This is a genomic window from Brevundimonas sp. (genome assembly GCF_036963785.1).
Classification (GTDB): Bacteria; Pseudomonadota; Alphaproteobacteria; order Caulobacterales; family Caulobacteraceae; genus Brevundimonas.
Window position 1 is genome coordinate 72,219 of the sequence record NZ_JBALUS010000001.1, and the last position, 20,280, is coordinate 92,498.

At 65.7% G+C, this 20,280-nt stretch carries 15 protein-coding genes and 1 tRNA gene; 6 read left to right on the plus strand and 10 right to left on the minus strand.

What is annotated here, in order from left to right:
* Window positions 1–670 precede the first annotated feature (670 nt).
* Window positions 671–1,783, plus strand: coding sequence for a tRNA guanosine(34) transglycosylase Tgt (tgt, locus tag V7672_RS00400; protein ID WP_335622701.1), 1,113 nt, complete (start codon window positions 671–673; stop codon window positions 1,781–1,783).
* A 2-nt stretch (window positions 1,784–1,785) separates the two neighbouring features.
* Here tgt and V7672_RS00405 read toward each other — a convergent pair whose 3' ends face one another.
* From V7672_RS00405 to V7672_RS00415, 3 genes are read right to left on the minus strand one after another with little or no spacing between them, the layout of a single operon-like run.
* On the minus strand, window positions 1,786–1,974 hold the full coding sequence (locus V7672_RS00405; RefSeq protein WP_335622702.1) for a hypothetical protein: 189 nt from the start codon (window positions 1,972–1,974) through the stop codon (window positions 1,786–1,788).
* Window positions 1,971–2,108, minus strand: coding sequence for a hypothetical protein (locus tag V7672_RS00410; protein ID WP_335622703.1), 138 nt, complete (start codon window positions 2,106–2,108; stop codon window positions 1,971–1,973). Before V7672_RS00410 ends, V7672_RS00405 begins: the two co-directional genes overlap by 4 nt.
* Window positions 2,109–2,166: 58 nt before the next feature.
* Window positions 2,167–2,694: a hypothetical protein gene (locus V7672_RS00415; RefSeq protein ID WP_335622704.1), complete on the minus strand. Its 528-nt coding sequence runs from the start codon at window positions 2,692–2,694 to the stop codon at window positions 2,167–2,169.
* A 284-nt stretch (window positions 2,695–2,978) separates the two neighbouring features.
* On the opposite strand from V7672_RS00415, the gene V7672_RS00420 reads away from it, so the two are divergent.
* Window positions 2,979–3,209, plus strand: a complete 231-nt coding sequence (locus tag V7672_RS00420; protein WP_335622705.1) for a hypothetical protein — start codon at window positions 2,979–2,981, stop codon at window positions 3,207–3,209.
* A 300-nt stretch (window positions 3,210–3,509) separates the two neighbouring features.
* On the opposite strand, the gene V7672_RS00425 is transcribed toward V7672_RS00420, so the two are convergent.
* The 5 genes from V7672_RS00425 to V7672_RS00445 form a co-directional block, all read right to left on the minus strand.
* The gene (locus V7672_RS00425; protein WP_335622707.1) at window positions 3,510–5,354 is read right to left on the minus strand and encodes a hypothetical protein; all 1,845 of its coding nucleotides are present in this window, start codon (window positions 5,352–5,354) and stop codon (window positions 3,510–3,512) included.
* A 104-nt stretch (window positions 5,355–5,458) separates the two neighbouring features.
* Complete coding sequence (locus tag V7672_RS00430) at window positions 5,459–6,394, minus strand: TniB family NTP-binding protein (RefSeq protein WP_335622708.1); 936 nt, start codon at window positions 6,392–6,394, stop codon at window positions 5,459–5,461.
* Complete coding sequence (locus V7672_RS00435) at window positions 6,391–8,085, minus strand: Mu transposase C-terminal domain-containing protein (protein WP_335622709.1); 1,695 nt, start codon at window positions 8,083–8,085, stop codon at window positions 6,391–6,393. Before V7672_RS00435 ends, V7672_RS00430 begins: the two co-directional genes overlap by 4 nt.
* A gap of 865 nt (window positions 8,086–8,950) precedes the next feature.
* Window positions 8,951–9,979 carry a DUF2971 domain-containing protein gene (locus V7672_RS00440; protein WP_335622710.1) on the minus strand — a complete coding sequence of 343 codons (1,029 nt, stop codon included), beginning with the start codon at window positions 9,977–9,979 and terminating at the stop codon, window positions 8,951–8,953.
* Between the two features lie 146 nt (window positions 9,980–10,125).
* Window positions 10,126–10,202, minus strand: a tRNA-Lys gene (locus V7672_RS00445).
* Window positions 10,203–10,310: 108 nt separating this feature from the next.
* Between V7672_RS00445 and V7672_RS00450 the strand changes: the two genes are divergently transcribed.
* Entirely contained in the window at window positions 10,311–11,390 is a 1,080-nt protein-coding gene (locus V7672_RS00450; protein WP_335622711.1) for a CaiB/BaiF CoA transferase family protein, read from the plus strand.
* On the opposite strand, the gene V7672_RS00455 is transcribed toward V7672_RS00450, so the two are convergent.
* Complete coding sequence (locus tag V7672_RS00455) at window positions 11,387–13,129, minus strand: ATP-binding protein (protein WP_335622712.1); 1,743 nt, start codon at window positions 13,127–13,129, stop codon at window positions 11,387–11,389. The two genes, V7672_RS00450 and V7672_RS00455, sit on opposite strands and share 4 nt — an antisense overlap.
* Before the next feature lie 183 nt (window positions 13,130–13,312).
* Here V7672_RS00455 and V7672_RS00460 point away from each other — a divergent pair, with 183 nt between their 5' ends.
* From V7672_RS00460 to V7672_RS00470, 3 genes are all read left to right on the plus strand, one after another.
* On the plus strand, window positions 13,313–13,576 hold the full coding sequence (locus V7672_RS00460) for a hypothetical protein (RefSeq protein ID WP_335622713.1): 264 nt from the start codon (window positions 13,313–13,315) through the stop codon (window positions 13,574–13,576).
* 132 nt (window positions 13,577–13,708) lie between these two features.
* Entirely contained in the window at window positions 13,709–15,433 is a 1,725-nt protein-coding gene (locus V7672_RS00465) for an autotransporter assembly complex protein TamA (RefSeq protein ID WP_335623258.1), read from the plus strand.
* The gene (locus V7672_RS00470) at window positions 15,430–19,653 is read left to right on the plus strand and encodes a translocation/assembly module TamB domain-containing protein (RefSeq protein WP_335622714.1); all 4,224 of its coding nucleotides are present in this window, start codon (window positions 15,430–15,432) and stop codon (window positions 19,651–19,653) included. The genes V7672_RS00465 and V7672_RS00470 overlap by 4 nt, the downstream gene beginning before the upstream one ends.
* Here the strand turns inward: V7672_RS00470 and V7672_RS00475 are convergent.
* Window positions 19,650–20,183, minus strand: a complete 534-nt coding sequence (locus V7672_RS00475; RefSeq protein ID WP_335622715.1) for a hypothetical protein — start codon at window positions 20,181–20,183, stop codon at window positions 19,650–19,652. The genes V7672_RS00470 and V7672_RS00475 overlap by 4 nt on opposite strands.
* Between the last annotated feature and the right edge of the window lie 97 nt (window positions 20,184–20,280).

Consider the following 20,280-nt stretch of genomic DNA (forward strand, 5'->3'; position numbering starts at 1 on the left):
AGCGCCGTTGTCGGCCAAGGCTTAGGCGAATCTACCGCCCCTGGCCCCCTCCACCGCTAACGCGGTTCCCCTCCCCCGAGGGGGGAGGAATGCTGACCCAATGCCTTCAGATATGATGGCTGACCGAAAATTCGCTCGCCCTTTCAACACCCCTCCCGCTTGCCGACCCGACTTCCCCGCCTCACCCCGGGGGCGTGCAAACCTCTCCCCGTCTCCGTCGCAGGAGAGGGGCTGAGGATCCAGGCACCGAAGCAGCGACAGAGGCCGGTCGAGCGGGACTGCCCGGGGCGAAACCCCGGGGTCCGGGGCGTTTCTGGACGCCTCGCCCGTCGCGGGCCGAGAGACTGGGACCTGCTGTCGAACCGGGACAGGCGAAGTCGGGCGCACAAGCATCCGGGTGCCCGACCCCCGGCTGAAGAGACAGTCCCCCCAGGCGCTCGCGTGAACCGACCGGGGCGGCGCCAGGCTATGGGGCCGAAAATCACACACGCTCCCTGACGGCGAAAGCACGGGAGCACACGGTTCCGGGCCCCCGGCCCATGCGCCGCCCACCTCTCCACCCCCTCTGCCGCGCGCGGCGAGAGACGCTTCGGCTTGGGTGGCCCCCATGGCCATTCCGGCCATTTCCGCCTAAATGCCCCTCCCCTTTTGCCAGCGACCGTGACACGCCTTGCCCTTTGCCTTTGACATTGCCGCCACCGACGGACGCGCCCGCACCGGCGTGCTGAAGACCGCGCGGGGCGAGATCCGCACCCCGGCCTTCATGCCGGTCGGCACGGCGGCGACGGTCAAGGCGCTGACGGTCGATCAGGTGGCCCAGACGGGCGCCGATATCCTGCTGGGCAACACCTATCACCTGATGCTGCGCCCCGGGCCCGAGCGGATGGAGCGGCTGGGGGGCTTGCACAAATTCATGCGCTGGGACCGGCCGATCCTGACCGACTCCGGCGGATTCCAGGTCATGTCGCTGTCGGGTATTTCGAAACTGACCGAGGAGGCCGTGACCTTCTCCAGCCATATCGACGGCTCCAAGCACGTCCTCACCCCCGAGCGCTCGATCGAGATCCAGGCTGACCGGCTGGGCGCCGATATCTCCATGCAGCTGGACCAGTGCGTCAGCTGGCCGGCGGAACGCCCCGCCGCCCAGGCGGCCATGGAGCTGTCGATCCGCTGGGGCGCGCGCTCAAAGGCGGCGTTCGGCGCACGCGAAACCCAGGCCTTGTTCGGCATCCAGCAGGGCTCGACCTTTGAGGACCTGCGCCGCCAGTCGTCCGAGCAGCTGCTCGAGATCGGCTTTGACGGCTATGCCATCGGCGGCCTGGCCGTCGGCGAGGGCCATGCCGCCATGTGCGAGGTGCTGGACTATGCGCCCGATATGCTGCCCGCCGACCGGCCCCGCTATCTGATGGGGGTGGGCAAGCCGATCGATCTGGTCGAGGCCGTCGCGCGCGGGGTCGATATGTTCGATTGCGTCCTGCCGACCCGCGCCGGGCGTCACGGTCAGGCCTGGACCTGGGACGGACCGTTGAACCTCAAGAACGCCCGCTTCGCCGAGGATCAGGACCCGCTGGATGCGACGCTGGATTGCCCGGCATCGTCAACCTATTCAAAGGCCTATCTGCATCATCTGATCCGGGCTGATGAAATCCTCGGCAAGGTGCTGCTGACCTGGCACAACCTCGCCTTCTACCAGGCCCTGACGGCGGCCATGCGCGCGGCGATCGCGGCCGGCCGGTTCGAGGCCTTCCGCCGCGACTTCCACGCCCGGCATCTGTCGAACTGAGGTCAGCCGCCGTTGTGCTTGCGGTCGATGGCCGCCTGGGTCTTGGGTCCGGGTTCGTCCGAACGGCTGTGGGCGGCCACATTGTTGCGGGTCCGGCCCATGTGGACCTCGTCGCCGTCCAGGGCGTCGCCCTCGTCCATATAGTCGGCGACCTCGCCGGCGGCGGGCGGTGCCAGGGTGGCGTCCTTCACGTCGGGGCGGCATAGGCGTCCGGCTCGGGGTGGACCGCGGCATTCTCCTCGACCGCGCGGTCGTTCGGCTGGCGGGGGTCTGTGGCGGCGTTCTGGGCCGTGGCCGTGCCGGACTGGACGTTCTGATGGGGCATGTCGCTCTCCTTGTTGGCTGTCCTTTGACAACCGGGGGGAGCGCAGAGGGTTCCGCGATCAGCGGCGGCTGGGCTGGAACCAGCGGGGGGCGGCCGGCGGGGCGCAGTTGAAGCGCATGCCCTGCCCCTTCAGGAAGGCGCGCCTGAGCCGCCCGGCCTCGATCGCGGCCTGTACCTCGCGGCTGTGGCTGTCGGCGCCGGACAGGGCCCGGACCCAGCTGCGGGCCGGGATGAAGTCAGTGGCCGTATCGCGGATCGCATCCAGCGCTGCCTCGGCCGCCGCATCGACGGCGCGGTCGCCCATGTTGCGCCCGTCGGGTGCGGGCGGCTCGTCCAGGTCGGGGCCCAGGGCCTCGTCCAGCCGCGTGATCTCGGCGCCGATGGTCGAGCAGCGGTCGAGGTTGCGCATGTCATAGGGGTTGGCCTGGGCCTGCAGCAGCACCGTGGGGATGCGCTCGCGCCGCAGCCCGACATCCTCCAGCGGGGCCGTTACCGCCCCGCCGAATCCGTCGGCGACCGTGCGCGCACCACTGCACCCCGCCAGCGACAGGATCAGAACCAGACAGGAGACAGACCGCAGAACCATGCCGAACCCTAACCACAGTCCGGGCCCGTCGCACCAGTCCCCACCGCCCGTGGACAAAATTGTTGACAAATTCCTAATTTCGGCGTTTGTCGCCTTTACGAATCAGGGGGATGGGGATGCTGGCGCCGTTGAATAGTTTCTTGTGCCGCCATGACTTTTACTGGTCGGAGCGCCATGGCGCGGAACGCTGCCGCCGCTGCGCCAAGTTGCGTGAGAGCGAGAAGCCCGTCCACGCCGAGCCCCTGAGATTTGATGCCCCGCCGCCCCCGCAGGTGGCCCAGGTCATGCCGTTTCCAGACCCGGCATCGCGTCAGGCCGCCCCGCTTCCGGGTGAGCCGGCTGACCTGAAGATGCGGATCGAGCATTTCGCCGGGGGCCAGGTCCTCGACCGCACGGCCACCCTGCAACTGCTGCTGGACCTGATCGAGGACGGCCAGTCGGCCGATCCGCAGATCGTCGGCATCGCCGCCGCCGAGGTCTATGCCCGACTGCACACGGCCGTGCACCAGGCCTGACTGTCGGACTTCATCAGCATTGATTCCCGCCTTTCGCTAACAGCCTGACATTTAAGGACGGGTTCTGGCGGTCATTCTTTGGGAATCATTGCGAACTCACCAGCGGCGATTCTTTAGCGCGGAGTTTCACCAAGCTCGATTCATCAGGTCACGGTGCGGAGCCGCTTAGGTTAGCTCTCCGCTATTCGTCGAAAGGGGAATCGGTGGAACGAGCTCGGTAGCGCCCATTAGCTTCGGCAGGACGAACCTGTGGACCGTGTGTCGACGCTTTCGTGGCGCGCCTCTCGCTAGGTCTGCTGATTATGCTGGCCGTTGGGAAATTTCATGCTGGACGAGAGGCTTTAGAGCCAAAGCGGCTTCGGCCTCCACACGGTCCCAAATCGCCATTCGGAAGACCAGACGCACCGGCCGCAATCCGGCTGCACGCAGTTGTTTGGCGGCGCCCTGAGGCGAGCAGCCGAGGCGACGGGCAATATCGTTCGTAAACGCAAACCGCCGGTCGAAGGCATGGAGGTCTGCAAGCCGGATAGTGTGGCTGAAGCGACCGACAGTCCCCTCAATGGCGCCTTCCGTTACGGCTTTGCTCATCAAGACGTCGCCCTGACCGATCAGTTTTCCCGCCATGATGCAGGAGACGCCGGCCTCACCGGGAAATGACCAGTCCGACCGTTTCAGCAGCCCGTAGATCGTCGGAGGCTCCACAAGGAGCCGATCGGTCAGACTGAGACCTGCATCAGTCGTGATTATCGTTCCTGAAAGCGCGCTTTCAATAGCGCACGCCCAAGCTTCGGGTGAAAGGATGTGGCGGAGGACTTCCGACAAGGGTCTGCGTATTGACTCGGCCTCACCTGCCAGTCCCTGGACATCGGCGGCCCATTTAAGCGACGCCGCAGTGACTAAGTGGTCGGAGCCCGAAAGTAGGATGGCCCTGCGGTCAGTCTCCAGGTTAATCAAACCTCGCGCCGCTAGCGCCGGCAGGGCGAAGTCCGGCACGCCCAGGACACGAACAGCCTCGGTCGCCGTCCTAGACGACCGGTAGGCGGCGATCACTTCACCCAGCCGTTCCTGATCATAGAGTTTGGAGATCGACGCGCGTCTAAGCACCACGATGTCGCTTTCGTCGTTCAGTCGCCTAAGAGCCCGCTGGGTGATATTAAACTGCGTGAGAGCCTCCTTCTCCGAGATCAAGCCGTCGTCCTCAGGCGGTGCCATACGCTTCAATGCCGTGGACTTGACGGGAATGCGCGCGGCGCGGAACGCCGTAGCCGCCTCGGCCGCGATGGCGTCGACGAGCGGGAAACTGGCCCTTTGACGTTGAAAGAACTTGCCGAGCGGGCCCAAGCAGTCGTTCAGACCAGTGGAGCCCGTTGTGTTGGTTGCGGTGCCGATCTGATCCACGAGTGTCGTCAGGCTGTCGGGCCATTCGTCCAAAATTTGGATGCCGGAGAGCAGCACAGGCGTCGTTATGTCGTGGTAGCGCCCATCGCCCAACCGGATTGCGCCCTTGTGATCAGGCTTGGCCACGATGCGGTGGGCGGCAAAGCCTAGCTCAACGACCGCTTCGAACACGTCGCCCGGACGCCAGTGCTTGAAGGGATCCGGCAGACACGCAACCGCCTGTCCACGCTCGACGGCGTCCACCGAGACGAGGCTGGCGACACGCGCGGCGTCGACTTGCGAGGCAGCACCGAGCACCTCCGTGACGGCTTCCGTGAGCGATGCGCCGCAAAACTCGCAGTGATCGATCCCGCGAGTATGGCTCCACCCGAGCCGTCGCTCACAGGCCGAGCATTCCGACCTGAGTATTTCAAAGGACTCCGGGCAGAACGGTAGCGGCCGGATCATCCAGGATGCACGGTGATGGGCCGAGGCACGCAAGCTGGCGGGCGAGTACCGTCTGGTCTTCGCCTCTAAGAAAGCCCGACGAAGGGGCTCACCCCACCAGTCGATAACTTCCCGACCACCCGCGTGCGTACGAACGCGGACCTGATCGTGGCAGACCCTCAGCAACGCCGCGATGTCCTCGACGCGATCCATCTGGGTGAAAGGCAGGAATGGCGGGGTCGAGGTGATGCCGATGGAGCCGAGCACGCTCGAGATGTTGCGAAAGCCGCTGGCGTCGCAGCTTCTCGCCACCAGCGACATCAGGCTCTCGCCCTCGATGGGTTCGCGGCGTCCGAGTAGGGGCGCGATCCGATGTTGAGCTTCGGAGCAGTCCAGACGTGCAGAGACGGGCACCGGTACGCTTCCTAGGCAGCCCTGCGACCGAGGTCGAAGGGGTTCAGACCATTGTAGATTTCGGTCAGGATGAACCCGTCTTCGACCGCGCGAGCGAGATCCTCCCCTTCGAGCTGCCGGCGATTAGCGAGCATGGCGTTCACCGCGGCCGCCTTGATCAGATTGCAGGCCGCTCCCAAGACACCGTCGGTGACCTTGTGCAGCGAAGTAATGGTCTCCTTGTCCAGCAGGGTCACGAGTTTACCGACACCAGACGTCTTCTGAATGGCCGGCAGGTAGTCGGCCATGAACCTGGCGAAAAGGGTTCGATCGTCGGCCCGTCCGATATCGAGCTTCTGCAGTTCCAGCGCGGCTTCGGAACGCTGGGAAAGCTGACGGTTCTCAAGGAATGGAGTCTTGGCGGACTCGATGCCTGACAGCACCACCGGGCAGCAGCCGTCGATCAGGAACAGCTTGATCATCTCGCCCACGGCCCAGGCGGATTTCTGCTTCTCGATATTGTTGATGTGGTGGATTTCATCGAGCACCAGCAGCTCGACCTTCGCCTCCTTCAACGACTTGTAGGCGCGCTCGGAGAGCTCGTTCTCGCTGCCTGAGTAGGCACCAGTGTAAAAGCCATGCCTGGCCATCTTTTCGAGGATGTTCTGGGCCAGGCCCTTGGTGCTGATGTTGGCGCGTAGCGTGACGTTCAAGACCGGGATCTCACCAGCCTCCAGGCGGTCGGGTGTGTTCGCCGCATCGGCGAACGTGTTGATGATGGTCGACTTGCCGGACTGGGAAGGCCCCACAAGCAACTGCCCGCGTTTGGGCCCGTCCCCCTGCGCTTTCCCGTGGGCTATCAGGTAGCGGAAGCGATCATGCGCCTGTTCGGCGCGGGGGTTGTCGACGACGACCGCGTCCATGGCCGCGCGGACCCGCCCGATCTCCTCCATAGGGATGGCGCTCAAGCTGAGATCTCCCTGAAGGCTTGGTCCTGCAAGGCGGTGAAGTCGATGTCGCCGTAGGCGTCGCCGCTTTCGTTGATGACTACTTTGGTGCTGACGAGGCCGCCGCTGCGGACCCTGCCGCGGTCAGCCTTCGCCTTCCGGCGCGGCGCCTTCTGACGGCGACTAGGAGCTTCACCTTGCTTACGATTGGCGACAGTGGCGACAGGGATTTGGTCTCCGCCTACGACATCCTCGACCTCCGTGATGCGGACTGCCGTCGGGGGTGTCGGTTCGTCCTTCAGGCGTTGCAGTCGACGACGCCCCCGGATTTTGCTGGCCGGGATCATGTCATGGATGGCATTTTGCAGACGGTCTCGCGCGAAGCAGCGCTGGTCTTCGGTCTGGAACGCGAGGTCTTCGTCGCGCGCGTATTTCACCAACTCCTTGTGGTGGTGCTCGCTCAAGCCTTCGGCATATCGGGCCTGGATGCACGGCAGCGGTACGTAAGTCCTACGGACGTGATTGTAGACCAGCACGCGCCCCAGATTGTGCGGCTCATACTTCACCTTGACCTGCACTCCGGTTCGCGGGCCCGTCCGGCGGGGCGCGTGCGGAACGAGATCGGCCAAGAGACCCGCAAGCGCCTCTGGGGCCCGATAGGTCAAACCATGAAGCTGGATGCCCTCGCGGTTAAGCACTCGGTTTGACGCCAGCTTGGTCAGGCCCATGTTTAGAGCTGAGAGGTCGGCGGCGTAGGTGGTCCCGCGGACCTTGGCCTGCTTCAGCCAGACGTTCTCCGGCGCCGTTCCCAGCGTCCTGTGGCGCGCCTTACCATACACCTCGACAACGCACTGATAGATGAGCTCCCTCACCTGCGAGAGGGTCAAGACGGCCCGGTCTGAAGCGTCCAATCCAAGTTCTTTGCGCCGCTGCGGCGTAAAGGGCAGCCCGCCCGGAAGACGGTGGATGAGCATGCTGTTGAGGGTGGTGAAGAAGCGCTCGGCGACCCCCTTGTACTGGGGATCGGCGATGGCGGCCCACGTGATTGAGATGCCCGCGTCCGCGCAGGCGTCGGGGAACGAGCTCTTCGTGAACTCCCAGGCGTTATCGACCACGATGGTGTCGGGCACGCCGAACCCGACCCACTCACCGATGATGTCAGGGTACTCGGCCGCAAGTTCAAGCTTGGGTCGGACGGCGTGCCGCAGGCAGGCCATCGCCGTGTAGACACTCGGCGGTTCGAAGCTCAGGACGATCCCGAGCGGGTAGCGCGAACAGGCGTCAATCGCCGCGGTCAGGTAGGGTCGGCCGACCTTGATGAACTGCTCGTCGTCGATGACGTCGCAGTCCAGCGGCGTGTGGTCAATGGTGACGATGTCCAGGATATGGGCGGCGTCCATAGCGCCCATGAGAGGCGTAAATGGACGCCCTCCGACGCGCTTGCCGTAGCGCCGCTCCGAGATGTCCTTGCCTTCATGCCGACGGATGAAGCGGTGCACCGTCGACTTGCTGGGCGGCGGGATGGGCGGCAGGCCATCCCGCTCCCGACTGCGATTGATCTCGATCATGGAGGCGCGGACGGCGCAATAGACCCCGCGTTGTGTGATCCGGACACCTGCATCGGCATATTCTTCGAGCTTCTCGGCCAGGAGGCGCTGGGCGACGGGGTTGATCCGCATCTCGCGAGGGCCGCGCGGAAGTCGATCGCCCATGAAACGCGGCCGGCGGTCATCCGTGCTGCCCCGCATCTGTAGCCAGCGCCGGAGGCTCCCAGCCGACGGCGGATCACCCGCGATCGTGGGCGCCGTCTTCTCGATAAAGGCCGACAGCGCCTCGGTGGATTTCGAAACGGGCTCGGCGTCAAAGGCCTCGCACCAGAGACGTCGCCACTTCGCTTTGCCGAAGTCGGGCGCATCCGCTTCCGTAGCATCTGTTTGACGATCAGACCGCCGAGGCTGTGGGTGATGAATAGAATAGGGCGACCGCGAGATGGGCGGCTAGCAAGGCGGTCTAGCAGGATCGTTGCGCGGTCGGACAGACTGGCACCGCCGCCCTTCAAAAATGAGGAGAAAACCGAGGAGTCGTAGCCAGCTGAGTAAATGTTGGCTGCGGGAAAATCTTCGGCTAGCCAAGCGGGCCAGAAACCGCCCGTGGCGTGGGTCCAGGTGCCCTTTAGGTCACCGGTGAGGCCGTGCACAAAAATGATATCGAGGAGCGCGGCGGGACTAGCCTTTGCGCGCTCCCCTGCAATGTATTCAAGTTTCGAGTCAGACATCCTACCCCCCAAGGTAGAGCACAGCGGGGGCCCAGCTATATGTCAAGTTGATCTCGTTATCGGGCGGGCGTCTACGCTCGGGACGACGAGGCTAGAGCAATGCTAGGCACGGGACCGCCGGCGGAATGGCGTCTCTTCTCAATCCCTTCCGACTATTTTCGCAAGCTCCGACGTCGACCGGCAAGAGGGTAATGTCTGAATCGTCGCTAATCGGCCCATGTCCGCTTCTGGCACTGTGCCGACAAGACTCCCTGACCCGCAGCGACCGCGCAACCGGAAGGCGTCTCGAACCACCGTTGCAATCATGAGGCCGGGTCCGGCACTTCAGGCAACGCCTCGCCGCCGGTCTCTGGCAGGTTTTCAATTTCCTCTTCCCAGAATACATCCTTAAACGTCAGCCAGCCTGGCTCGCTTATCGCGGTCGCATTGATCTCGGCGATGTCTTCGGCGCTGAGCCGCGATCGCCGGAGCTTGAACGTCTCTTCCTTGGGGCTAATGGTGTAGAGCTTGATCTGGGACTGGTCGTTTAGCAGCCGCACCATGCTGCTGATCACCGCATGGTCGCAGCGCAGCCCGAAGTGGATCGCAGTGATTCGAAACGGCAGCTCCCTGGTGCCGTTGTGATCACGAACGTCGCGCCACTCCCTCTCGTACTTCCACTCCGAGGACTTCGCGTAGAAATAGGTTTGGAGAACACGATTCTTGGCCGCAGCGTCCTCTGAGCCTTTCCACCGCGCAAGATCGCTCGCTTTAACGGCCCGGGGCGCGCGATAGCTGACGGGCCCCAAGTTCGGATGCTCCTGGTCAGTCGTGTCGTACTCGACGCAGATCCCGCGATGCTCATCGGCATAGTGGCTCCACATCAACGCCGAGGACCAGGTGGCGGACAACGATAGGACGCCGTGCTGCGAGAATTCGTCGTCTAGCTCGTCCTTGATGTCGCGCGCGAGCATCCGAACGAGATAAGCCTCGACATCCTTGTCTGTCTCGAAGTCCCCGTACTCCGTCGACATATAGCGAAGGTAGCCCACTCGTTCGGCAGCCTGCTTCTTCTCCATCCGCCGCAAAAGCATCCGGTAAAGGAGCTTCTCCAGCGTCGCCCGACCGACATCCACGTCGAATGTCGGGTCGCAATCCAGCGGGTCGTTGAACGTCCTCGGCCGAGCATAGTGGACCTCGGCCCCAGTCAAGCTACGTAGCGCTCGAACGCCGAACGCGCGATATTTATAGAGCTTGTTGGGCATCATGCTCCCCCGGGCCAGACTGCCGACTTCAATCTGAGGGGGCAATGCCGAGGACGCAGGTGGCGTGCTCATGGGCAGCGAACGCACCGCTCGCTCCTCTTGCGAATGTCGCCCTCTAAAAAGGGGGCCGACGGCGGCTCCTGGCGCTTGTCAGCCGTTCATTTCACAAGCCAGAATCGGTCCAGTGAAATTTGAATCAATCTCACTGAAATCCGACACTGACCGGAAGCGGATGGTACGCCCTCTCGGGCTCGAACCGAGGACCCTCTGATTAAAAGTCAGATGCTCTAACCAACTGAGCTAAGGGCGCATACCACGCCGGTCGCGTTCGCAACCCGGCGACGGCCTTCTGTTGCAAACCGTCGCCGCGGTCAAGGGCTGGCTCGACGTGCGATGGCGTGAAGGCTAGGCAGTGACCATGAAACCGCTGTCCGGCCTGCGCATCCTCGAGTTCGACGGACTGGGCCCCGTCACCTTCCTCGGCATGGTGCTGGCCGACCTCGGCGCCGACGTCATCCGCCTGACCCGGTCCGACAGCGCCGGGCCCGCCGTGTTTACCGAAGTGGGCGGAGCCATCCTGCACCGGGGCCGCCCCGCCGTGCCCGTCGACCTGAAGGACGAGGCCGACCGCGCCCATGTGCTGGACCTTCTGGCGCGCAGCGACGGCCTGATCGAGGGCTTCCGGCCCGGGGTCATGGAGCGGCTGGGGCTGGGGCCAGATGTCTGCCTGGCCCGCAACCCGGCGCTGGTCTTCGCCCGGGTGACCGGCTGGGGCCAGACCGGGCCGCTGGCCGCATCGGTCGGTCACGACATCAACTATCTGGCCCTCAGCGGTGCGCTCAGCACCTTTGGGGAGGCGGACCGCCCGGCCCGGCCGCCGCTCAATCTGGTCGGCGACTATGCCGGCGGGGCCCTGATGGGGGCCATCGGCCTGCTGTCCGGCATCCTGCAGGCCCGCGCCACCGGCAAGGGCGCGGTGGTCGATGTGGCCATGACCGACGGGGTGGCGCTGATGACGGCCCTGTTCCACGCGCTGAAGGCCCGCGGGCTGTGGAGCGATCAGCGCGACGCCAATCTGCTGGACGGGTCGACGCCCTTCTATCGCTGCTATCGGTGCCGCGACGGGGGTGAGGTGGCGGTGGGCGCCCTGGAGCCCCGCTTCTATGCCGCCCTGCTCGCCGGGCTGGGCCTGACGCCCGAGGACGCCCCCCAGTACGACCGGGGCCGCTGGCCGGAGATCGCCGCCCGCTTCGCCGACGTCTTTGCTTCCCGTGACCGCGACGACTGGGCAAGCCTTTTCGCGGGCACCGAGGCCTGCGTGACGCCGGTTCTGACCCTGAGCGAGGCCGTCAGCCATCCGCACAATCAGGCGCGTAGTACCTTTGACGAGGCGGGGGCGCCCGCCCCTGCCCCGCTGTTCGACGGCGTTCGTACCGGTGGCGGACCCACGGCCCCGTCAGCGCTGGAGATTGGTGAAGCGCTCAAGCGCTGGCGCTAGGCGACCTCGGCGACCTCGGGTACTGCGGCGCGCGCCATACACGCCTGCACCAGGCTGTTGATCAACCGGGTCGGATCAATCGGCTTGGTCAGGAAGTCGGCCACGCCGAGGGCATCCCAGGCCGCGCGATGGGTATCCATGGCATTGGCCGTCAGCGCGATCACCGGCGTGTCGAGGTTCACCCCCTCCAGCCGAAGTCGTCGCGTGGCTTCCAGACCGTCCATGACGGGCATCTGCATGTCCATCAGCACCACGTCGAACCGACGCGTGGCCGCCAGCTCGACCGCCTCGGCGCCGTTCTCCGCGAGGGTCAACTCGCAGCCATGCGGTTCCAGCAGAAGGGTCAGGATGCGGCGGTTCACCTCGTGATCGTCAACCACGAGCAAGGACATGCCGACCAGCGTGGCCGAGTCCGGATCGATCTCGTCCTTGATTGAGGCCGCGTGACCTTCAACGGCCACGGGCACCACAAGGGTGAAGGAGGATCCCTGCCCCGGCGCGCTTTCTGCCGTCAGGTCGCCGCCCATCAGGCGGGCCAGCTTGCGGCTGATCGCCAGACCCAGCCCCGTGCCGCCGTAACGACGCGTTGTGCCTGCTTCGACCTGTTCGAAACTGTTGAACACATGGGCCAGCCGGTCAGCGGGAATGCCGCATCCAGTGTCACTCACCTCGACCCGCAGGCTGTGGGTTTCGGCACACCAGTTTGCGGTAACCCTGATCTCGCCCGTCTCGGTAAACTTCACGGCGTTGGACAGCAGGTTGAACAGGATCTGCTGGACCCTCAGGGGGTCGGTCCAGACCCGCACGGGCACACCCTCATCGACCTCGACCGTCAGCTTGAGGCCGGACGCCTGGGCCCGGCTATCCCACAGGCGTGACAGGGCGGCCAGTCGCTCGCGGACATGCATCTCCGCGTGTTCAAGCTCCATCTTGCCGGCTTCGATCTTGGAGAAGTCGAGCACATCATTCAGCAGTCCCATCAGCACATCGCCGGCGTCCAGCAGCATGGCGACATTGTCGCGCTGGGCTGGCTTCAGCTCACTGGACTTGAGCAGATTGGCCGCCGAAATCACCGCATTCATCGGCGTGCGAATCTCGTGGCTGATGGTCGCCAGAAAGTCCGACTTGGCGGCATTGGCGACCTCGGCCCTGGCGCGCTCCTCGCTGGCCTTGCGGTTGGCTTCCCGCATCGCCAGCGTGGTCACGGAGGTCTGTCGGACCGCGACGACCAGATGTCCGAGATAGAGCACGCATCCGACGACCACCAACATCTCGTGCCACGCGCCCCGCGACGCCGACCACAGCATCGGAAGGCCGAGGAAATACAAGGCATGGGGAATAGCGGCGGACAGCAGGAGGGCCCGCTGATGGTGCATGTGCAGGCTGACGTGCAGCAGCCCCCCCGCGACCTGGACAATGGCGAAGACGCGCCCCGTCTCGCCGCCGAACACCCAGACGTAGGCAGCAATCGAGGAATAAATGGCAACATTCGCCGCTGCGGAGACGCAGCACATCACCCTGCGACTGCGGGATAGCCCTTCGGCAGGGTTGCGGCGGACGGGGGCAAAGATGATTTCGTCGACCGCCTGTCCCAGCAGCACGGCTACAAACCATATGGCCGGCCACATCGACGGTGCCACGACCGTCGCCGTAATGCCGATAAAGGCGGCGAGACCCAGTCGGGTCTTCAGCTCTCTGTGCCGGATCTGGCCGACCAGCGCGTAACCGGTATGCGGCATCATATTCCTCCTCAGTACGGAGAGAATGTCACAGGAAGTAAAAGGAATGGTTGCGTCTCCCGGGCCCTGTGATGCCCATTTCCCCGCGCGTCTGGATCGGGCATGAAGGGCCTCCGGGAACGGCCTGCCGATCCAGGCATTTTCCGATGTAGACCCACGGGTTTCCAATGAAGGGGGCACACCATGAGACATGCGATGAAACTGGCCGGACTGGGAGGGCTTGCCGCAGCCTTGCTGACGCTGTCGGCCTGTGGCGATCCACTTCCCGAAGACGAGGGCGTGGAACCGATCGGACCGGAAGTCACCGAGCCGGCGATGCCTGAGACCGAACCGGTCGAACCGCCTGCTGAGACCGAGGCCCCCATTCAGCCGCCCCCGACCCTTCCGACCGATGATCGGACCTCGGAAGAATCGGTTCGCCCTGATAGCGACACGCTTTTCTATTGATAAGGGACGATTCCCGGTCAAACCGCCGGGGATGATCGTCTGCCGCCTCCATTGTCCGGGTCCCGTTTGCTTAAGCACCGCACACTCTTGCTCGCAGGCCTCGCGGTGTTCAGCCTGTCGGCCGAAAGGGCGATGGCGGACCCCAAGGCCCAGGTCCGCGGGACCCTGGATGAGGATCTGCGTGAGCGGATCGTCGAGGTCATTGGCGAAGTGGATGGCCCCGCGGGCAGCCGCTTCGAGGCCCGTCGCCATGCGCGTGCCGCCGCCGAGTCTGCGGAGGCGCTGCTGAGGTCCGAGGGCTATTACCAGGCCCAGATCGAGGATGTGGTCGAGGGCGAGGAGACCCCCGTCGCGGTCATTATCGTTGAGCCCGGCCGACGGTTCCTGATCGCCAATCCCAGCGTGACCTGGACCGATGAGACTCCCCTGCCCGAGATCGAGGCCCGGGTGCGCGAAGAGATCGGGCTTGAGCCGGGTGATCCGGGACGCGCCGTGGAGGTCATCGCCGCCGAGGGACGTATCGTCGCCGGCCTGACGCGCCGGGGCTATGCCGATGCGCGGGCCCAGCCCCGCCGGGTGGTGGTCGATCACGCCACCTTTTCCGTCGAGCCGGAATACCGGATCGATTCCGGCCCTCTGGTCACGCTGGACGGTATCCAGCTGGAAACCCGCGGCGTCACCAATCCCCGTTGGGTCGGCGGCCTGGCCCCGTGGGACGAGGGCGATATCTACAATCCCGAACAGGTCGCCGAGCTGGAGCGACGCCTGCTGGAAACGGGCGTCTACGACGGTGTCGGTGTCGCGCTCACCCCGCCGGGGCAGACCACGCCCGACGGCAACCGACCGGTCATCGTCACCCTGACGGACCGCCCCGCGCGCATCCTCGAGGCCGGCGCAACCCTGTCCACGGCCGAAGGGGCCGGGGTTGATTTCATCTGGACGCACTACAACCGCTTCGGCCGCGCCGATACGCTGCGCTACCAGGCCAGACTGGCCGGGATCGACAGCCGCATCGGTGTCGATCTCAGCCTGCCGCACTGGCGGCGCCCGGGCCGCACGGCCAACCTGTCCGCAGCTCTGGTCAACGAAGACACGGACGCCTATCGCCGGACCGGCATCAGCCTGGCAGCCGATCTGAACCAGCGTCTCGGGCGCACTTCCTATTTCAGCTATGGCGTAGGGCTGGATGCCGGTCAGTATGCCGAGAGCCGCTTCGACCCGGTGACCCAGTTGCCCGTGCGTTTCGACCGCGACCTGGCCCTGCTGACCCTCAGGGGCAGCAGCTATATGGATCGGTCCAACGACCCGCTGAACCCGACCAGCGGCTGGCGACTGACCGTCTCGGCCCAGCCGACGTTCGTGACCGGCGAGGACAATGTTGCCTTCCTCAGGACCGAAGGCCAGGCCACCACCTATATTCCGCTCGACTCGGAAGCCCGCACAGTTGTGGCGGGTCGGGTGCGGCTGGGAAGCATCTTGGGCGGGGACGAGTTGACCATCCCGTCTGACCGGCTGTTCTACTCCGGTGGCGGAGGCTCGGTTCGCGGCTTTGCCTACCAGGGCGTCGGCCCTCGCCTGCCCGACGATACGCCCCGGGGCGGCCTGTCCCTGTTCGAGACCTCGCTGGAGGTCCGTCGTGACATTGGCCGCAACTTCGGCGCGGTCGTTTTTGTCGACGCCGGGGCCATCGGATTTCAGGAAACGCCCAATTTCAACAACCTGCGCTACGGTGTGGGTGTGGGCGTGCGCTACAATCTGCCATTCGGGCCGATCCGGGCCGACGTCGCCTTCCCGCTGGAACGCCGTCCCGCTGACGCCGATTTCCAGATCTACATCAGTATCGGCCAGGCGTTTTGACCGACTCCGCCCCTTCTCCTTCCGAGCCCGAGACGCCGCAGACCGCGAAGAAGAAGCGATCGCTGGCCCGGCGGATCGCGGTCATCACCGGCATTACGGTCGGCGTTATCGTCGTTCTGCTGGGGATCGCCCTGCTGGGCGGGCGCGCCTATCTGCTCAGCGGGCCGGGACGGGAACTGGTCAGCACCTTTGCCAATGGAAGAGAGATCGGTCGTTATGGCCGGATCAATGTCGAGGGGCTCGAGGGTGACCTCTTCAATGACTTCACCCTGGCGCGGGTGACCGTCACGGATGCCGAGGGCGTCTGGCTGGAGATCACCGATCTGAGGGTCGACTGGAGCTATCTGCCGCTGCTGATGCGCCGCTTCCATGCGGACGAGATCACGGCCGAGCGTATTCATGTTCTGCGCCGGCCGATCCTGGAGGTCTCGACCAATCCTCCCGGCGCCATGCCCCTGGATGTGGACATCGACCGGTTCGCCGCCGAGGTCGAACTGCACGAGGATTTCAGCCAGACCTATGGCCACTGGCGCGTCGAGGGCGAGGCCCAGGTTCTTCGCAAGGGGCTGACGACGGCATCCGTGGATGCGTTCAGCCTCGACCGGGAGGGCGACTTCCTCAAGCTTGAAGCCTCGTTGGGCGAGTCCATCGAGCAGATGGAACTGACCCTTGAAGCCCGCGAGGCCCGGGGCGGCCCGCTGGCCGGCATGCTCGGCTATTCACCCGACCAGCCCTTCTTCGTGAACGCCGTGGCCAATGGCCGGGTGATCGACGCGACTGCAAGGACCGGTGCGTTCGTGCCCTTGCGAATCCAGGGCCGGTTCAGCGACGAGGGCGCCCGCGCCTCGGGCTATGTGAACTTCAGCGGTTCGGACCTGTTCGCGCCCTTTATCGACCGGATCGGCCGGACCGCGCGCTTTGGCCTGGCCGGGATTCCCATCGCCGGCGAGGACGGTGTGCAGGCCGTGGCCTGGCGGCTTTTAGCCGACAACATCACCACGCGCGTGGACGGACAAATCCATGTCGATGACCTCAGCAGCCCGGAAGGACTGAGCGTCGACATCGCCACCCCCTCCCTCTCACGGTTGGCGGGCGTTCCGCTGGCCGGGGCATCGACCTATCAGGGCACCTTCACCGGGAGCGCCGATCGCTGGCAGCTCGAAGGCCAGGTCGCCCTTACCAATACGGAACTGGCCAGCTACCGGGCCCAGCGCCTGCAGGGACCGCTCAACCTGTCAGGCCGGGAGAGCGGCTATACGCTGACGACACAGCTCGCGGCATCCGGGGGCTCGCGCGCGGGCATGGTCGGTGGCCTGCTGGGCGCCACGCCGCGCCTTTCAGCCGAAGTGGCCTATGGGACGGACGGCTCCGTCCTGCTGCGCCGGATCGACCTGACCGGAGAGGCCCTGCGGGTCAACGGGTCAGGGGGGCGGGCGCTCAACGGAGCGCTGCGTTTCACCGGCGAGGCCCGCGTCACCGATGTCTCGCGTCTTTCGGCAGATGCCTCGGGGTCATTTGGCGGGCCGATCCGGGCGACATCCTCGGCCGGCGGTGGCACATGGACGCTCGGCTTTGACGGGCGGGCCCGCGAGCTGACCACCGGCATGGACGAGCTGGACCGCCTGCTGGGCCCGGCACCGTCCCTGAATCTGGCCGGTACGCTGCGGGGCGGTCGCATCGAGGTGACCAATGCCGTCCTTGAAGGGGAACAGGGCCAGGCGACAGGCCGTGGTCTGATTGAGGCCAACGGCGAGCTCAAGCTGGCGGTCGACTGGACGGCCTCGGGGCCGTTCGGCGTCGGCCCGGTCGAGATCGACGGGGCCATGCAGGGCGACGGCGCCCTGACCGGCACCATGGCAGAGCCCCGGCTGGACCTCACGGCCGGCTTCGAATGGGTGGCGGTCGGCCCCATGGACCTGCGGGAAACGCGGCTGGTACTCAGCTTCCGCCGGGGCGCGGACGCGTCGGACGGGCGCGTGGCCATAACCGGGGCCTCGGCCTTCGGACCGGCGCGGGCCGTTGCCAACTTCTATCTGGGGGATGACGTCATCCGCCTGAGCGAGGTCGATATCGATGCCGGGGGGCTGGTGGCGCGCGGCTCCATCGGTCTGTCGAACAGCTTCCCCTCCAGCGCCGATCTGGCATTCACCGCGCGGCCCGGAGCCTTCCTCAGTGCCGGGGAGATCAACGGACGCCTGCGCCTGACCGACGCCCCCGGACAGGACGCGGCCCTGATCGCCATCACCGGACGAGGCGTACGCCTCGCGGGATCTCCCTACGTCATACGCACACTGCAGCTCGGCGGCCGGGGCTCGCTTGACCGGTTGCCCTTCAACGTCTTGCTCGACGTCGGTGGCCCCACGCCTCTGCAGTTCGAGGGCGATGCCGTCTATTCCCGGACGGACTCCGCCCAGTCCCTGACCCTGGCCGGCGGTGGACAGGTTCGCGACGTCGACTTTTCGACGCGCAATCCGATGGTCATCGCCTTCGCCCAGGACGGGCACGTGGCGCGCGTGGATATGAACGTGGGCGGCGGCATCCTGATGGGGGAACTGCGGCAGGGCGACGATTCGGTCGTGGTTCAAGCCGATCTGACCAGTGTCGAACTGGGGTCGGTTCTCGAAGATCTGCGAGGCCGGGTGACCGGCCGGGTCTCGCTGCGCGGATCGGGCGACGACCTGTCCGGATCGGCCAATGTCTCACTGGCCGGCGTTCGCAGTATCGACGCCCCCGCCGACATGACCATCGACGGCACGCTGGACGCTACCCTGGTCGGCGACCGCCTCGATCTGGAGCTGGTGGCCCAGGGCGAGGGCTCGGTGGACGCACGCATTGATGTGATCCTGCCGGTGGTGACATCGGCCTCGCCGCTGCGGCTGGCCATCGCCCGCACCGGTGACATGTCGGGGGAGGTCGACATCAGCGGCCAGATCAAGCCGATCTGGGACGTCTTCGTCGGCGGCGAGCGCAGCCTGGCCGGACAGGTCGAGGCGCGCGCCACCCTGGGCGGCAGTCTGAACGCGCCGCGCGTGAACGGCACCCTGACCCTGGCCAACGGAGATTTCCGAGACTCGGCCTCGGGTCTGCGGCTCGCCGATATAGAACTGGACACGCGCTTCGACGACACCACCGCCCTGATCCAGACCTTCACGGCCACCGACGGCTCGGGCGGCGCCGTGTCCGGGAACGGACGCGTCGGCCTGCGTGAAGGCAGCGGCTCGTCGCTCAAGCTCGACTTCCGCCGTTTCCGTGTGATCGACAATGAGATCGCCTCGGCCCGGGGCTCGGGCGAACTGACGGTGACCCGCGCGACCGACGGCAACATCACCCTGGTCGGCGATCTGACCGTTGACGAGGCCCGGATCGAGCCCGAACTGCCGGGGAACAACGGTGTCGTCAGCATGGACGTCGTCGAGATCAATCGCCCCGGCGGCGATCCCGATACCGACCCGGAAGAGCGTGCGCGCGGTCCCCAGATCGGGCTGAATATCGGCATCCGCTCGCGCGGGGGGAATATCGAGGTCTCGGGTCGCGGCCTGAACGTCCTGATGAATGTGGACGCGCGGGTGCGTGGCACGCTCAACCGCCCGACCCTGTCCGGCACCGCGCGGGTTGTGCGCGGTGACTATGAATTCGCCGGCAAGCGGTTCGTCTTTGACGAGGACGGCTATGTCGAACTGTCGACCGACCCCGCCCTGATCCGCCTGAATCTCGAGGCCGTGCGCGAAGATCCGGTTCTGACAGCCAGCATCCGCGTGACGGGCACCGCCGAAAAGCCCGAGATCGACCTGACCTCAACCCCTGCCCTGCCCCAGGATGAAATCCTGTCGCAGGTGCTGTTCGGTCGCTCGGCCTCGCAGCTGTCGCCGGTGGAGGCCGCCCAGCTGGCCTCAGGCGTCGCTTCGCTGGCGGGCGGCGGTGGCTTTGACGTGATCGGCGGCCTGAGGGAGCTGGCCGGGCTGGACCGGCTGTCCTTCGGCGGCGAAGCCTCGGCCCTGACCGTGGCGGGCGGGCGCTATATCTCGGATGACGTTTATCTGGAGGTCATTGGCGGCGGCGAAGGCGGCGCGGCGGTCAGCGTGGAATGGCAGGTCCGGCGCAATCTGGCCGTCACCTCGCGCTTCGGCGGCCAGGGCGAGGCCAGCCTGTCCGTCCGCTGGCGCCGCGAGAGCCGCCGCCCCGGCGAGCGCCGGGACCGCAGGCCCAACCGCGACAACTAGCTGTTCGGGAACTCGGCCTTGTTGAGCTGGGCCAATTTCGACGCACCGCGGAAACCTGCGATGTGCAGCACAAGTTCGACGAGCAGCACGACAAGGCTGAGCACGGACAACCAGATGGATGCTTGCATGCCTGCGGGGACATCCATCTGGTTCGCCATCATCAGTCCGTAGAAGGTCGTAGCCAGACCAAGGGCCACCAGAACGATAAACAGGATCGGGATAAACCGGTTGGGCTTGGCCCATTGAACCAGACCCAGTATCGCCTGCACCACCACCATGGCGATCGAGGCGAACACGGCTGCGCCGGCCATGACGCCGGCCATGCCCGCGACGTCGGGGTCGCCCTGGGCGTTCTCGACCATCATGGCTTCCATGGCCTCTGTGCCGCCACCCATGGTTTTAATCACCCCGAAGATCCCGAAGGCGACGCCCAGGGCGATGGCGAGCGCACTGGCGCGCGCGGCCGCCACGGCCTCGGGCCGCGTGTTGATGGGCGCCGTCGGATTGATCGCCTTGAGCCAGTCAGCCATGTGGATACTCCCCTGATGAGACCGGCAGCTTGGCACGCGCAGCCACGGGTTGGAAGCGAGTGACCCTTCACCTTTGCCGGAAGGGTCGCTAGGGTCC

Excerpts from the sequence above, each read along its gene's own strand:
- V7672_RS00410 (WP_335622703.1), bottom strand. The coding sequence starts at position 2,108 with ATGCCCCATCAGAACGTCCAGTCCGGCACGGCCACGGCCCAGAACGCC.
- V7672_RS00450 (WP_335622711.1), top strand. The coding sequence starts at position 10,311 with ATGAAACCGCTGTCCGGCCTGCGCATCCTCGAGTTCGACGGACTGGGC.
- V7672_RS00455 (WP_335622712.1), bottom strand. The coding sequence starts at position 13,129 with ATGCCGCATACCGGTTACGCGCTGGTCGGCCAGATCCGGCACAGAGAG.
- V7672_RS00415 (WP_335622704.1), bottom strand. The coding sequence starts at position 2,694 with ATGGTTCTGCGGTCTGTCTCCTGTCTGGTTCTGATCCTGTCGCTGGCG.
- V7672_RS00475 (WP_335622715.1), bottom strand. The coding sequence starts at position 20,183 with ATGGCTGACTGGCTCAAGGCGATCAATCCGACGGCGCCCATCAACACG.
- V7672_RS00465 (WP_335623258.1), top strand. The coding sequence starts at position 13,709 with ATGGCGGACCCCAAGGCCCAGGTCCGCGGGACCCTGGATGAGGATCTG.
- V7672_RS00420 (WP_335622705.1), top strand. The coding sequence starts at position 2,979 with ATGCCGTTTCCAGACCCGGCATCGCGTCAGGCCGCCCCGCTTCCGGGT.
- V7672_RS00425 (WP_335622707.1), bottom strand. The coding sequence starts at position 5,354 with ATGTCGCTGGTGGCGAGAAGCTGCGACGCCAGCGGCTTTCGCAACATC.
- V7672_RS00435 (WP_335622709.1), bottom strand. The coding sequence starts at position 8,085 with ATGGGCGATCGACTTCCGCGCGGCCCTCGCGAGATGCGGATCAACCCC.
- V7672_RS00460 (WP_335622713.1), top strand. The coding sequence starts at position 13,313 with ATGAGACATGCGATGAAACTGGCCGGACTGGGAGGGCTTGCCGCAGCC.